The organism is Staphylococcus sp. HMSC068C09 (assembly GCF_001813735.1).
GTDB lineage: Bacteria > Bacillota > Bacilli > Staphylococcales > Staphylococcaceae > Staphylococcus > Staphylococcus hominis.
In genome coordinates this window covers 1-16,156 of sequence record NZ_KV813736.1, presented here as the reverse complement: position 1 = coordinate 16,156, position 16,156 = coordinate 1, and the positions used below count along the sequence as shown (strand labels likewise).

Genomic DNA, 16,156 nt, shown 5'->3' with positions numbered 1-16,156 from the left:
ATCTAGATACTTTATGTCCCGGACTCTTTTTATTTATGTCTAATCACTCGCATTACTTTTAACATACTGTACCAGAGAGAACTATCTTTTCTATACACCAAAAATCGCGGTTCCCACTGGGGACTATATTTTTCTTTATATCTTCGTAACCCCTGAAAACGATATAAACCATTAAAATGTTCAAACACACGTCCCGCAATACGTTCTCGTAAATAAGAATAATCGAGTTGACCTACATTTGATAAGGTAGCCATACCCATGTTAAAAGCTTTATACCCTTTTTCTTTACCCCATAATAACATATGTAGATATAATCCATCCATTAGAGGTAAATCTAATTCAGGTAACCAACGAATTAAATCTACTGAAATTGCTTCGTTATAGTATGTCGGCATTAATGTACAAAAAGCAATAATCTTACCTTCTTCATTTTTCATAATTCCAATTGGGGCTTTATCTAAATACTGTTCTGTAAATTGCCCAACAGAAAAATGCATTTCAGTACGTCCATCGAGCCACTTATCACTTACTTTTCTAAGCTCTTCTATAAACGCTTTAGAAAATGGTGGTTCTATAATGTCAAATTTAATATTTAAATCATTAAATTTATTCAGTGTTGCTCTAAAACCACGTCTTTTTTTTCCAGAAGTAGTAAATTGTGTTAAATCAATAATAGCCTCTTCGCCTAATTTAAAAAATTGATTTCCAAAATTATGATACAACGGCATAAAACGATCAGATACTTGATAGAAAATGACATCATAACCTAACTTTTCAGCATAACTATAGAAATCAGCCAACAATGATTGGAATGATGCCGTATTTCCAATTGGATCTCCCAATACGACCAGCGCATTTGATTTATATCTATACATAAGAAAAGCTTGTTCACTGTCATACATAAATACATCTTTATCACCGCTATATATCAAATGACTTAAATAATTCCCTCCATATGTTTCTATGATTGATTTACATTGAGAATATTCTTGTAATTGATGTGGGCGTTCAAAGCGACGACCAAATAACCATGCAATACCAACAATTAATAATATAACAACTATCACAGTTAACCAGAAATAGTATTTTAATAATGACGTATCCATTTCCAAGTGATATAAATCTAAAGCATATAAAGTTTCAGAAATAATGAAATGATTAATATATAAAACAATCACACTAATGACTAAGGTAAATATTAAGTTTTTTAATCTAAATGGACGTTTAAATACTTTCGCACGTCGATAAGCTAAAATAAGTAAGATAAAAATAATGATGAGCCATGTAAGTAACATGATAGAAGCATACGTATATAACGTTGCAAGAAATATTAACACAAGTGAAATCATTGAATACATAATTGCTCTCTTACTTTGCTTATATATACCCCTTACATTAACAAGTAATATTAAACATGCACTTGTATGAATAGACAACATGATATAGTAAATAAAATGATCAGCATCATATAATCCATCATAAACAATCGTCACATTATTAATAAAGAAAATAAAACTTGTTAATAGTGCAAGAATAGATAAAGCAAATGCTGGGATTTTTGAAATAATATCTTTTTGATAAGACAGTATGAATGAGGTAACATCTTTAGCGGGTACAAAATATTTAGATTCTTCAAAGTACTTACGCGCAGAATTGCCAAATTCAAACGTAGATAGAATTAAAGCAATGATAATAGGTACAAAATAATAAGCAAAACGATATAGCAGTAAGGCAATCAATATTTTTTCTTCAGGAATATCTAAAGATTTTAGTCCTAATAAAACAACTAAATCAAATGCCCCGAATCCACCTGGAATAAAACTAATCAGTCCAGAGAGTGCAGCAATAATAAAAATACCAAGTAATGTTGTAAAAGCTACATGAATATCAATAATCCATGCCGACAAGTAAAGTACAACAGCAGCAGCTATCCATTCAATACTTGAAACAAGCGTGCAATATATCCCTACCAATTTATTATGTTCAGTAACCGGTTTAACGACTGTATACACTATAAAAATAGGTAAAAATAAAGCGACTACGTACAATACCCATTTTACAAAACGTACTTTATCAAGAATATGAGAAGCATCGAAAATATGAAGTACGACTAAAATAGATAAGAAGCTTAAACCAGTTAACATTGAAACTAATATGATTGAAATAGCGTGAAGTAATCTTTTTCTATCAGAAGTATAATTTTTATAAATAAATGTTCTAAATCCTGCGCCTATAAATCCACCAAATCCAACAATAGCATTAAATGCATTAATAATATAACTCAAACAAAATACTTTGTTCAGTGGTATACTCAACTTTAAAGTTTTAACAAGAATGACATCATATAAACTTAAAAGTAGCATTGATGCGCCACCACATATAAATAAACCAATTAAAAACCATCGATTGATTTTACTAAATGCTTCTAATGTTTGTTTGAAGTTAATATGTGACAATTCATGATATAAAGTAGCAACTACTACAATAAAAAGTGCGATAGCAAATACCACTTTTAATATAGATATTAATCTATTTTTATGTTCTTCAGTCATTATTCATTATTATCCTTTACATTATATTAATATAAAATATATCATATCATATTCTAGTTATATATCTTTAGACTATTGAACTAACATAATTGTAAGATAAAAGAGAGTGGAAGAGAATTCATCGTCCCACTTTTGCAAGATGATTAGTACTATATTAAAAAGCCTAAGACAACTCATTATGTCTCAGGCTTTTTAATATAGTGCTTTATTCTGCTTCTGTGTAATCTTTATGTTCTTCTTTTTTAATTTCATATTGACCTGCATCGTCACCATAATATTTATTGTAACGACGTTTAAATAATAAGAAAATGTGAGAAGCTAATACTTTTAAAATAGCATAGCCAGGAATACCTAAAATAACTCCTACAATACCTAACAAATTACCCGCACTTAATAAAATAAAGATAATTGTTAGAGGATGAATTTTTAATGTTTTCCCCATAATATTAGGAGAAATAAAATGACCTTCAATAAATTGAACTAACGTCCACACAATAATCAATTTTAATAGCATAAACGGTGAAGTAATAATCGCAATAATAATTGCCGGAGAAATTGCAATTGTTGGTCCTAAGTATGGGACTACACTCGTTACTGCAGCAATTGAAGCTAGAACTAACCCATAATCCAAACCAATAATCGAATAACCAATAAACAATAAAATACCAATACAAAATGATACAATAATTTGGCCTTGAATATATGATCCGACCTGTACACTCATTTTTTCTAATAAATCATGATAGTCTTTTCTAAATTTAGGTGGCATAATTTTAGTTGTATAGTCTCTAAATTTAGTTCCATCTTTCAACATAAAGAATAATACAAATGGTGTAGTTGCAATCACAACACCGACATTCACAATAGCTTCTGCAAATGTTCTAATTTTAGTTCCAAATCCACTAAAATAATCTGACGTTAACGATGGAATCTTTTTAGAAGTAGAATCAAGCCATTCCTGAATTTGATTATAAAATGAAGATAAAATAGACATATGTGTCACTTTATCAATAGCTCTATTAAATTTTTCAATATATTTTGGGAAGTTACTTGCAAGTTGTTTAATTTGATCACCAATCACAGGAATTAATAAATCGATAATTAATGTTGCGCCTCCAATAATCACTAAAAAGACTATTATAATTGCTAATAATCTTGGAATATTATAACGTTCCATCAAATTAATTACTGGATTTAACAAATAATACAAAATAAGCGATAAAATAATTGGCGCTGCAATAGTATTAAAGATAATGACAAAAGGCTGAAAAACATAAGAAATTTTGTCAAAGATGAATATAGTAATACCAAGTAATACTAATGAAACTAGCGCAAATAATAAATCTTTACCACCCAAAAACTTCATAAAGCGTGTTTCAGAAAAGCTTAGCTTATTAGTTTTCTTTCCTTCATCCTTTTTGTGGTCCATTGACATATCATTTTCACCGTACCCTTTAATCTAAAATAAAATAATCTATATTATATCATACCATGTAGCTTATTCATTTTGTGTGTTATTTTGAGATTGAAAATGATAAATATGCAAAGCTAAATAAACAATTTCTGAATCATCTATATCAATATCTAGATCTTTTTGAATAACTTTAGAAATCTTATATGCTGTACTATAACAATTAGGGTAATATGTTTTGACCATATTGATAAACTCATCTTGTGCATGAACGTATTCCTTTTTATTTAAACGACGAATTAGGAATTGAATATGTCTAATAAATCGTTGATATTGAACAGTTCGAGGATTTACAGGATACCCTATGTCATTTTCGATAATTAATACACATTTACTTATCATTTTATTAATTAAAGATATTTCACTCATAGGTAAATCTTCTTTATTTGAAGCAATATGCAATGCTATAAAACCTATTTCATCATCAGGAAATGTGACGTCTAATTTCTCATTTAATCGCTGTATAACTTGTGTGGCGATATCATATGCCTCACTATATAAATGTTTAGTTTCCATTGCAAAGGGATTACTAATTATTTGATTTTGTTTTAAGCGTTTATATGCAAAAGTAATATGATCGGTTAAGGCAATGACTAGTTGTTTATCATCTTTCATATAAGTTGTACTTGTAATATAGTTAACTGATTCAATAATTGCCTGTAAGACCTCTTCATCAGCTATTTCAACTAGAGATTTATAATATTCTTGTTGTTGTTTTTGATCTAATTTATACACTTTCTCAATAGAAGCATTATCATCTACGACCATTCCAGGCTTTTTATTAAAACCAATGCCTTTACCGATTAAAATAACTTCTTGATTACTATTGATGCATATGATGACGTTATTATTTAAAATTTTTGAAATATGATATTTGCTCATCATTATCATCCTTTTTTACTATTAAAATTATATAGTTAAACATTATATTTGAAAAGTCATTCTTTTAAAAAACACTTCTTTCTCGCATTACTCTAAGAGATGGAGAAAAGAAGTGTTGATTTAAATTATTAATGTTTTTTAGATATTTTATCTTCGCGTCCCCAAGATTCAATACCAAATAAATTAATCTCAAGGTTTTCTGGTTTAAATACCGGTTTTAAACCGGCACGTTTTTGTTGAATATAATCTTTCATAACAGCAAATGCAATATTTGAAAGACCTATAATGGAAACAAGGTTTACAATGGCCATTAATCCCATAAATAAGTCCGCTGTACTCCATACGGTTTCAGTTTTAACAACTGCGCCTATAAATACTAATACAACAACTAAGCATCTAAAAATAAATAAAATTGCTTTATTTTTAGATAGAAATTCTATATTAGATTGTCCGTAATAGTAATTACCAACTACAGAAGAAAATGCAAATAGCGTAATCGCGACAGTTAAGAAGATACCACCTGGAGAACCAAGATGTTCATTCAATGCAGATTGTGTAACTTCTACACCTTGTGGCGCTTTTTCACCAAATTTTAAGCCTGAGTAAAGTAAAATCATAATAGCTGTTGCTGTACAAACAAGCATTGTATCGAAGAAGACACCTAAAGATTGAAGTAATCCTTGTTTTACTGGATGTGGTACAGCAGCAGTAGCAGCCGCATTGGGTGCTGAACCCATACCTGCTTCGTTAGAGAATAAGCCACGTTTTATACCTTGTAAAATCGCTGTACCTACCGCGCCACCAGCGACTTGTTCCATTCCGAACGCACTTTTAATAATTGTACCAATCATTGGAATGATTTGATCAAAATTCATTAGTAAGATAAATAAAACTATACCAACATAAACGATAGCCATTATTGGAACAATTAAAGATGACAACGTTGCAATACTACGTACACCACCGAAGATAATGATTGCTGTAATGACAGCCAAAATAATACCAGTAATGACTGGACTAATATGATATTGTGTTCTTAAAGATTCAGCAATAGTATTCGATTGAACAGTGTTAAATACAAATGCAAATGTAACAGTAATTAACACAGCAAATGTGATACCAAGCCATTTTTGATTTAAACCTTTGGTTATGTAATAAGCTGGACCTCCTCGGAAGCCACCTTCTTTATCATGAACTTTGTAAACTTGTGCAAGTGTTGCTTCTATAAATGCACTCGCAGCTCCGATAAATGCGATAATCCACATCCAAAAAACTGCCCCAGGACCCCCTAACACAATTGCTGTTGCTACACCAGCAATATTTCCTGTTCCAACACGGGAACCTGCACTAATAGCAAATGCTTGAAAAGGTGAAATACCTTTCTCTCCATTTTTCAAAGTTTCTGGTTTTTCAACTAATGCTCTAAACATTTCAGGTAACATTCGTAATTGAACAAATTTAGAACTAATAGTAAAGAAGATACCTACTGTCAATAGTAAACCTATTAAATACTGTGACCAGATTAAATCATTTCCAACTTGAACAACAGATTTAAACCAATCAGGTATTAAACTATCAAAATCTCTCAATTAAATCCCTCTCATCAAAATTATTGTTATGATATACATTACAAGAGATTTATATTGTAGTATTAAAGGTCAAAATGTACATGTTTTTCATGTCATCACTTTGATATACTTATCAACAATATAAATCTCTTGTGAGTTATAAATAGTTAAATATTAAATTAATTTTATCATCTTATGAATTACTTGAAAACAAAAATTTTAAAATCATATTAATTTATTATCATTGATTTTACATTTCCAAATTCATTTGTATCAACTACAAATGAACCATTTGTATATTGTTCAGAAAGATGAATATTAGAAATTTCACCTGTTTCAGCATGTTTATCTGAATAAAGTGTATAGTATGTTTCATCTCTGACAACATATGCAGCTACAATACGATGAGGATTTTTTTTCAATTCTTTTAAAAGTGTAATACCTCTTTGTGCGCGTTTGGCATCTTGTAATATATCTTTAGCAATACGTTTCATTGCTCCTCTTTGGGTAGCCATAATTATTGAATTATTCTGATCAACAGTATCAGTCATAATAACATAATCTTCATCTTTTAAATTGATAGATTTCACACCAGCCGCTCTTAATCCTGTATCTGAAAGTTCTTCTGTAGAATACGTTAATGACATGCCTTTATGTGTAATAACAGTAATCATTTGTTCTTGAGTTATGCGAAGTACATTTACCACTTCGTCTTCATTTTTTAATTTTGTTGCAATGAGTGGCTTATTAAATCGCGTGGTTTTAAATAATGATTGATTACTCTTTTTAATCATGCCATTACGAGTTGCAATAATATAAAATGCTTTACCATCAAATGTTTTTTCGTTAAATACATCTATAATTCTCTCGTTTTCTTCTAAAGGCACAATTTGCGATACATGCTGACCTAACTCTTTCCATCGCACATCTGCAATTTTATGAATTGGAATAAAGAGATATCTTCCTTTATTTGTAAATACTAAAGCTGTATCTTGAGTATTTACAGTTTGGTATTTGAGTAGACTATCTCCCTCTTTTAAACCTACTTCTGTCACACCACTTGCATTAAAGCTACGTGTAGACGTACGTTTTATATATCCATGTCTAGTCACACTTAAAACCACTTCTTCACTTGGTACAATAACTTCTTTATCAATTTTAATTTCTGATATTTCCGCTTCAATTGAAGATAAACGTGATGTTTTAAAACGTTTTCGAATCTCTGTAAGTTCTTTTTTAATAACATTTAATAATGCGTCATGGTTATCAAGAATATTTCGGTACGCTTCTATTAATTTTTGTAATTCTTCATGTTCTTCTTCAAGTGCAACAATATCAGTATTAGTTAAACGATATAATTGAAGCATCACAATGGCTTCTGCTTGTGCTTCAGTAAAGTCAAATTCTTTTACTAAATTATCTTTTGCATCTTTTTTATTTTTAGAATGACGAATCAGCGCAATCACTTCATCTAATATAGATAAAGCTTTCATAAGACCTTCTACAATATGCATGCGCTTTTCAGCATGATTTAAGTCGTATTTTGTACGATTAGCTACAACTTCAATTTGATGATTTAAATAGCTGTCAATAATTTCACGTAGACCCATTAATTTTGGACGTCCATCACTAATAGCGACCATATTGAAATTATAAGTAATTTGTAAATCAGAATTTTTATATAAATAGTTTTTAATAGACTCTGAATTAACATCTTTTTTTAATTCAATAGCAATTCTTAAACCTGTACGATCTGTTTCATCACGTACTTCAATAATACCATCTACTTTTTTATCAGCACGAAGCTCATCAATACGTTTCACAAGCGAACTTTTATTCACTTCATAAGGAATTTCTGTCACAATTAATTGTTTACGTCCATTTCTTAACGCTTCTTCATCTACTTTTGAACGAACAACAATTTTTCCTTTTCCTGTTTCATAGGCTTTCTTAATACCATCAATACCTTGAATAATACCGCCTGTCGGAAAATCAGGACCTTTGATATATTTCATTAATTGATTTACTGAAATATTAGGATTATCAATATATTTTAATGTTGCTTGAATTACTTCACCTAAATTATGTGGAGGAATATCAGTAGCATATCCTGCCGAAATACCAGTCGAACCGTTTACTAGTAAATTTGGAAATCTTGCCGGTAACACCATAGGTTCAAGTGTTGTGTCATCATAGTTTGGTATAAAGGACACTGTTTCCTTATTAATGTCACGAACCAACTCCTCAGAAAGTTGACTTAACTTCGCTTCTGTATAACGCATCGCAGCAGGTGGATCATTATCAATACTACCATTATTACCGTGCATTTCGATTAATACATGACGCAACTTCCAATCTTGGCTTAAACGTACCATTGCATCATAAACTGAAAAATCACCATGTGGATGATATTGACCAATAACATCCCCAACTGTTTTCGCACTTTTACGGAAATTTTTATCATACGTATTGCCACTACTATACATAGCAAATAAAATTCTACGTTGTACAGGTTTTAAACCATCACGCACATCCGGTAACGCACGTTCTTGAATAATATATTTACTATATCTTCCAAAGCGATCACCAATAACATCTTCAAGTGATAGGTCTTGAATTATCTCACTCAATTGACTTCCTCCTCATCATATTCTTCAGTATCAAGTATTTGAACTTCTGTATTATCTAAAATACTTTGATCTTCTTGCATGCCAAATTCAACATGATTTTCAATCCATTCACGTCTTGGTGCAACTTTATCTCCCATTAATGTTGTTACACGTTTAGAAGAACGTACTTCATCATCGATTTGGACTCTAATCAACGTTCTTGTCTCAGGATTCATTGTAGTTTCCCACAATTGCTCAGGATTCATTTCACCTAAACCTTTATAGCGCTGTAAAATAAAGCCTTTACCTAATTGTTTTTGAAGTTTGTCCAATTCATCATCTGTCCAAGCATATTCTACTTTTTTAGATTTCCCTTTACCTTTTTCTAATTTGTATAACGGAGGTAATGCAATAAAAACACGACCTGCTTGAACAAGAGGTCTCATATATTTGAAGAAAAATGTTAATAATAACACTTGAATATGGGCGCCATCTGTATCAGCATCAGTCATAATAATAACTCTATTATAATTACTATCTTCTAATTTAAAATCATTACCAACACCAGCACCAATTGTATGAATAATTGTATTAATTTCTTCATTTTTGAAAATATCTTCAAGTTTTGCTTTTTCAGTATTAATCACTTTACCTCGTAAAGGTAAAATAGCCTGGAATTTTCTATCTCTTCCAAGTTTAGCTGATCCCCCTGCTGAATCACCTTCGACAAGATATAATTCATTTTTCTCAGTATTCTTACTTTGAGCAGGCGTTAACTTTCCTGATAATAAAGTATCTTTACGTTTGTTTTTCTTACCAGAACGTGCATCCTCCCGTGCCTTACGAGCCGCTTCTCTTGCCTGTTGCGCTTTAATAGCTTTCTTCACAAGTGATTTAGATAATTGTCCTTTTTCCTCTAAATAATAAGGTAATTTTTCAGAAACAACAGAATCTACTGCACTACGCGCTTCTGATGTACCAAGCTTAGATTTAGTTTGTCCCTCAAATTGCAGTAATTCTTCTGGAATACGTACAGAAATCACTGCTGTTAATCCTTCTCTAATATCATTACCATCTAAGTTTTTATCTTTATCTTTAAGTTCATTGATACGGCGTGCATAGTCATTAAATACGCGTGTCATTGCTGTTTTAAATCCTACTTCATGAGTTCCGCCGTCTTTTGTACGTACATTATTAACAAAACTTAATATACTTTCAGAATATTGATCATTATATTGAAAAGCAACATCTACTTCGATTCCATTTGCAGCACCTGTAAACGTCGTAACATCATGCAATACTTCTTTACCTTCATTGATATAACTTACAAATTCTTTAATACCTTCTTCGTAATGATAAACATCTTCACGTTCTTTTCCATCACGTAGATCTTTCAATGTAATTTTTAAGTTTTTTAATAAGAATGCAGATTCTTGTAAGCGCTCACTTAATATATCAAAATTAAATGCCGTTGTTGCTTTAAAAATACTTGAATCTGGTTTAAATGTGACTTTTGTACCTGTTTTCTTAGTTTTTCCCGCTTTCACTAAACCAGAAGTTGGAATACCACCATCCTTAAAAGATTGCTTATAAATTTGTCCATCTCGATGAATTTCAACTTCTAACCATTCACTTAAAGCATTAACTACGGAAGCACCAACACCATGAAGTCCTCCAGAAGTTTTATATCCACCTTGTCCAAATTTACCTCCAGCATGTAATACAGTAAAAATAACTTCTACAGTAGGTTTACCAGACGCATGCATACCAGTTGGCATACCTCTCCCATTATCTTCCACTGAAATACTATTATCTTTATTGATTGTTACATCAATTTCATTACCATAACCATTTAAAACTTCATCGACGGAGTTATCGACAATTTCATATACTAAATGGTGTAATCCACGTTTATCAGTCGACCCAATATACATCCCAGGACGTTTTCTAACTGCCTCAAGTCCTTCTAATACTTGAATCGAATCATCTGAATAATGATTTGTCATTTTTGTTGCCAATGCGTTCGCCTCCTACAAACGTACGTTCGTTTTTTTAACTTTACAATAGTTATTCTTATATAAAACGCATTAAAATGCAAGTATGAGTTCTATAAGATAAACATTTAACTTAATATATAAGACGTTTTTTCAATTTTTAATCGTTGTCAGGAATACTTTGTGATAAAATATACCTACATTATATAAGGGATGTGTAAACAAATTATGATGATAGTTCTCATGTTGATTTTAAGCTATCTCATTGGAGCTATTCCAAATGGTTATGTTATAGGAAAAGTTTTTTTTAAAAAAGATATTAGAGAATTTGGAAGCGGTAATACTGGTGCCACAAATAGTTTTAGAGTTTTAGGAAAACCAGCTGGATTTATCGTTACTTTTTTAGATATATTTAAAGGATTCATTACTGTATTTTTCCCGTTATGGTTTCCAGTGCATGCGCAGGGACCAATTAGTACATTCTTCACACATGGATTAATTGTCGGTATTTTTGCAATAATTGGTCACGTTTATCCTATTTATCTTAAATTTAAAGGAGGTAAGGCTGTAGCCACAAGTGCCGGAGTTGTGTTAGGAGTTAATCCAATCTTACTTTTAATTTTAGCAGTCATATTCTTTGGAATTTTATATTTAACAAAGTATGTGTCATTATCCAGTATTATTGCGGCAATCAGCTGTGTGATAGGTTCATTAATTATTCATGATTACATATTATTTGGAATGAGTGCTTTTGTATCAATCATTTTAATTTTTAGACACCGTTCTAATATTGTTAGAATTTTTAAAGGTGAAGAACCAAAAATCAAATGGATGTAAAATGGATGATCTTGCACCAAATGTGAAGATTCAGTTTAGTTCTATTAATTTAAATATGATAAACAGTTCATGTTTAATAGTGAGAACAATATGTTTTAATTCAAACAATTTTTGCATTATAAATATCATAATTATTAATATAAAGGATGGTTCTTACAATGAAAATCAAATTGACTGATGAAGCAGTTGAATGGTTTAAAAATGAATTAGATTTACCTGAAGAGAATAAAGTCTTACAATTTTATGTGAGGTATGGTGGAGAATTTCAACTTAAACAAGGTTTTAGCCCAGCATTTCGTGTGGAATTGAGCAATGATGTTGAGATAGGTTATCACGAAAATTATAATGATTTAATTGTTGTAGTTTCAGAAGATGACTTATGGTATTTTGAAGATCATGAAGTTCTAGTTGAAAAAGTAGACCATGAAGACGAAATTGTTTATTCTACAACTAATTAAAAAAAGACCATAAATATCTAATATTTACAGATATTTATGGTCTTATATTTATATATTCAAATCGCTACGTTGTGTGACTTCTAATTCCTTACCTTCGTTATTCAATGCTTCGACTTCACTATATACTTGATGCCATTCTGGAAAATAACGATCTAAACGAATTGGTCTGAAATCACTTGCTTTAATACATAATAGCTGAGTGGAACCTGTGGTAGCTAATTCCCCTTTTTCATTATATACTTCATAACAGTACGTTGAACGCAATCTTGAATAATGTTCTACCCATGTTTTCACTTTAACTTTTTCAGGATAAAAAATGGATTTCTTATATTGAACTTGTAAATCCACGACGGGTGAGATGATACCTTCTTTTTCCATATCTGCATAACTAAAACCTAATTTACGAATATAATCAGTACGAGCAACTTCAAACCATGTAGCATAATTCCCATGATAAATTACTCCCATTTTATCTGTTTCTTGGTATCTCGCTTCAATTTCAGTCATACTATAAATCATATTTATGTACCTCTTTCCAATTAAGTTCACTTTCAATATTAACATAAAAAGGATGATTGCTATAGAATTCCCATTTACTACTTTTATTACTGAAATAGCTCAATGACACGAATGAAGAAAAAATCCTTAGATGAGATTGCCATCTAAGGATTCAAAATACATTCAAATTTTTAAATACTTTTTCGAATAATTGTATTATTGAGCAAGTTTATTTCTTAATACCATTTGTAGAATGCCACCGTGACGATAATAGTCGATTTCAACTTGTGAATCAAAACGAACAATGACATCAAAATCAACCACTTCTCCATTTTCTTTTTTTGCATGAACTTTAATAATATCATGTGGTTGTACATCTTCGTTAATATCTACAGAGATTTCTTCTCTACCATTTAGACCAAGTGAATCAGCTGATTCTCCATCTTTAAATTGTAATGGTAATACACCCATCATAACTAAGTTAGAACGATGAATACGTTCATAACTTTGTGCTATTACAGTTTTAACGCCTAATAAATTAGTACCTTTAGCAGCCCAGTCACGTGAAGATCCCATACCATAATCATTGCCTGCTAATACTGCTAAGCCAGTGCCATCTTCTTTATATTTCATTGCAGCATCATAAATTGGCATAATTTCATCAGTTGGCCAATATGTTGTAAAGCCACCTTCTGTACCTGGTGCTAATTGGTTTTTAATTCTAATATTCGCAAATGTACCACGCACCATAACTTCATGGTTACCACGACGAGAACCATATGAGTTAAAATCACGAATAGGCACGTCATGATTTAATAAGTATTTACCTGCTGGTGTATCTTTACCAATAGCACCTGCTGGAGAAATGTGGTCAGTTGTAACTGAGTCACCAAATTTACCCATTACACGTAAATCTTTTAATGGTTCAATGGTACCTGGTTTTTTTGATAAACCTTGGAAGAATGTTGGATTTTGAATATATGTTGAATTAGGATCGAAGTCATATAATGGAGAGTCAGTAACATCAATCTCATTCCACATTTCATTGTTGTTGTATACATTTTTATATTCTTCTTTAAATAATTCAGGTGTTACAACACTATCTACTGTATCAGCAACTTCTTTAATTGAAGGCCAAATATCATTTAAGTATACATCTTGACCATCTTTACCTTTACCAAGTGGTTCATTTTGTAAATCAATATCAACTGTACCAGCTAAAGCATACGCAACGACTAATTGAGGTGAAGCAAGATAGTTCGCTTTTACTAATGGATGGATTCGACCTTCAAAGTTACGGTTACCAGATAATACAGAAGTAACTAGTAAATCTTCTTTAGCAATAGCTTTTTCAATTTCTGGCAATAGCGGTCCAGAGTTACCAATACAAGTTGTACATCCATAACCTACTAGATTAAATCCTAAATCATCAAGATATTTTTGTAATCCAGAATCACGTAAGTAACCTGTCACTACTTTTGAACCTGGTGCTAATGATGTTTTAACATATTCAGGCACTTTTAATCCTTTTTCAACTGCTTTTTTCGCAACTAAACCAGCACCTAACATAACGTAAGGATTCGATGTGTTTGTACATGAAGTAATCGCTGCAATTGCAATGTCTCCTGTTTTTATAGTTGTTTCAGAACCATCGTTAAATTGAATATTAGCTGATTTATCAAATTCGCTTTGATCCAAACCATGACCTTGGTTTCCAGCAGGAGCTGTTACAGATTTTTCGAATTCTTTTTTCATATCACTTAAGAAAATTAAATCTTGAGGACGTTTAGGACCAGATAGTGAAGCTTCAACTGTCGATAAATCTAAATGAATTACATCTGTATATTGTGGATCTTCTTTATCTGATGTAAAGAACATATTGTTTTGTTGTAAATAAGCTTTAACTAACTCAACGTGCTCTTCAGAACGGCCAGTTAATTTCATATATTTAAGTGACTCTTCATCAATTGGGAAGAAACCACAAGTTGCACCATATTCAGGAGCCATGTTAGCAATAGTCGCTCGATCAGCTAATGGTAAATCGGCAACACCAGGACCGAAGAATTCTATAAATTTACCAACTACACCTTTTTTACGTAGCTCTTGAGTTACTCGTAATGCTAAGTCAGTGGCAGTTGATCCTTGAGGTAATGAATTAGTTAAGCGTACTCCAATCACTTCAGGAATTGGGAAATATGATGGTTGACCAAGCATACCTGCTTCAGCTTCAATACCACCAACACCCCAGCCTAATACACCAATACCATTTATCATAGTAGTATGTGAATCTGTACCAACAAGTGTATCTGGGAAAGCAGTTTGTTCACCGTCCACGTCTCTTACATGAACTACCTTAGCTAAATATTCTAAGTTAACTTGGTGTACGATACCTGTTGCAGGCGGTACAGCATTATAATTATTAAATGCTTTTGTAGCCCAGTTTAAAAATTGATAACGTTCATAGTTTCTTTCAAATTCTAATTTCATATTGCGTTCTAACGCACGTGGGTTTGCATAGCTATCTACTTGTACAGAGTGATCGATGACTAAATCAACCGGTACTTCTGGATTAATTTTATTAATATCTCCACCTACATCATTCATAGCTTTACGTAATGAAGCTAAGTCGACAACCGCAGGCACCCCTGTAAAATCTTGTAAGATTACGCGAGAAGGTTTGAAAGGTACTTCTCCTTCATTACCTTCTTTACCAAAATGGGCTAATGCTTTAATATGATCATCTGTAATAACAAAGTCATCTTCTTGTCTTAATACTGATTCTAGTAGAACACGAATAGAATAAGGTAACTTACTAATTTTAGTTAAACCTTGTTCTTCAAGACTTTTTAAATCATAATATGTATATGATTTACCTCGAACTTCAAATGATTTTTTTGCTTGTTCTTTAATGTTAGAAGTCATTTGATTATCCCCCTTGAATATTAAAAATTCATAATTATACTTCTTTAATTAAATTGTATAATTATATGTTTTTTAAAACAACTATATATCACTAGAATTTGAGTGATTTGAATTTTGGTTTTATAATCAGTTAATATAAGAAATACTTATCATAGTACATTTAAACTATAAGTATTTTTTATTAAATGAGAATTTTTTTCAATAAGCTAAATGAAATAAAAAGGAAAGTAGAATAGAAATTCATTTTGAATTTTTGGCTCCAATATCAACATATATTGGATGTGGATTTTCTTTTGAAAGTCTTTATATTTCGATCTAACTATATTAAAAAACGAGTCCGGGACATAAAGTATCTAGATAAGTGA

General features: G+C 31.1%; 10 protein-coding genes. 2 read left to right on the top strand and 8 right to left on the bottom strand.

Annotated elements, in window-relative coordinates; translation table 11 throughout:
- Positions 1-29: 29 nt before the first annotated feature.
- From mprF to parE, 6 genes are all read right to left on the bottom strand, one after another.
- Entirely contained in the window at positions 30-2,552 is a 2,523-nt protein-coding gene (gene mprF, locus HMPREF2930_RS01455; RefSeq protein ID WP_070597205.1) for a bifunctional lysylphosphatidylglycerol flippase/synthetase MprF, read from the bottom strand.
- A 205-nt stretch (positions 2,553-2,757) separates the two neighbouring features.
- On the bottom strand, positions 2,758-3,987 hold the full coding sequence (locus tag HMPREF2930_RS01450) for an AI-2E family transporter (protein WP_017174679.1): 1,230 nt from the start codon (positions 3,985-3,987) through the stop codon (positions 2,758-2,760).
- Positions 3,988-4,050: 63 nt separating this feature from the next.
- Positions 4,051-4,905 carry a glucose PTS transporter transcription antiterminator GlcT gene (gene glcT / locus HMPREF2930_RS01445; RefSeq protein ID WP_017174678.1) on the bottom strand — a complete coding sequence of 285 codons (855 nt, stop codon included), beginning with the start codon at positions 4,903-4,905 and terminating at the stop codon, positions 4,051-4,053.
- A gap of 128 nt (positions 4,906-5,033) precedes the next feature.
- Positions 5,034-6,494, bottom strand: coding sequence for a glutamine transporter AlsT (locus tag HMPREF2930_RS01440; RefSeq protein ID WP_017174677.1), 1,461 nt, complete (start codon positions 6,492-6,494; stop codon positions 5,034-5,036).
- Between the two features lie 209 nt (positions 6,495-6,703).
- Entirely contained in the window at positions 6,704-9,103 is a 2,400-nt protein-coding gene (gene parC / locus HMPREF2930_RS01435) for a DNA topoisomerase IV subunit A (protein WP_070597204.1), read from the bottom strand.
- Entirely contained in the window at positions 9,100-11,088 is a 1,989-nt protein-coding gene (gene parE / locus HMPREF2930_RS01430) for a DNA topoisomerase IV subunit B (RefSeq protein ID WP_037541070.1), read from the bottom strand. Before parE ends, parC begins: the two co-directional genes overlap by 4 nt.
- Before the next feature lie 216 nt (positions 11,089-11,304).
- On the opposite strand from parE, the gene plsY reads away from it, so the two are divergent.
- On the top strand, positions 11,305-11,913 hold the full coding sequence (gene plsY / locus HMPREF2930_RS01425; RefSeq protein WP_029376749.1) for a glycerol-3-phosphate 1-O-acyltransferase PlsY: 609 nt from the start codon (positions 11,305-11,307) through the stop codon (positions 11,911-11,913).
- A 158-nt stretch (positions 11,914-12,071) separates the two neighbouring features.
- The gene (locus HMPREF2930_RS01420; protein ID WP_017174673.1) at positions 12,072-12,371 is read left to right on the top strand and encodes a HesB/YadR/YfhF family protein; all 300 of its coding nucleotides are present in this window, start codon (positions 12,072-12,074) and stop codon (positions 12,369-12,371) included.
- 48 nt (positions 12,372-12,419) lie between these two features.
- Here the strand turns inward: HMPREF2930_RS01420 and menI are convergent, their stop codons facing one another.
- Both menI and acnA read right to left on the bottom strand, forming a co-directional pair.
- Positions 12,420-12,890, bottom strand: coding sequence for a 1,4-dihydroxy-2-naphthoyl-CoA hydrolase MenI (gene menI / locus HMPREF2930_RS01415; RefSeq protein ID WP_017174672.1), 471 nt, complete (start codon positions 12,888-12,890; stop codon positions 12,420-12,422).
- Positions 12,891-13,085: 195 nt separating this feature from the next.
- On the bottom strand, positions 13,086-15,791 hold the full coding sequence (acnA, locus tag HMPREF2930_RS01410) for an aconitate hydratase AcnA (RefSeq protein ID WP_017174671.1): 2,706 nt from the start codon (positions 15,789-15,791) through the stop codon (positions 13,086-13,088).
- Positions 15,792-16,156: the final 365 nt, after the last annotated feature.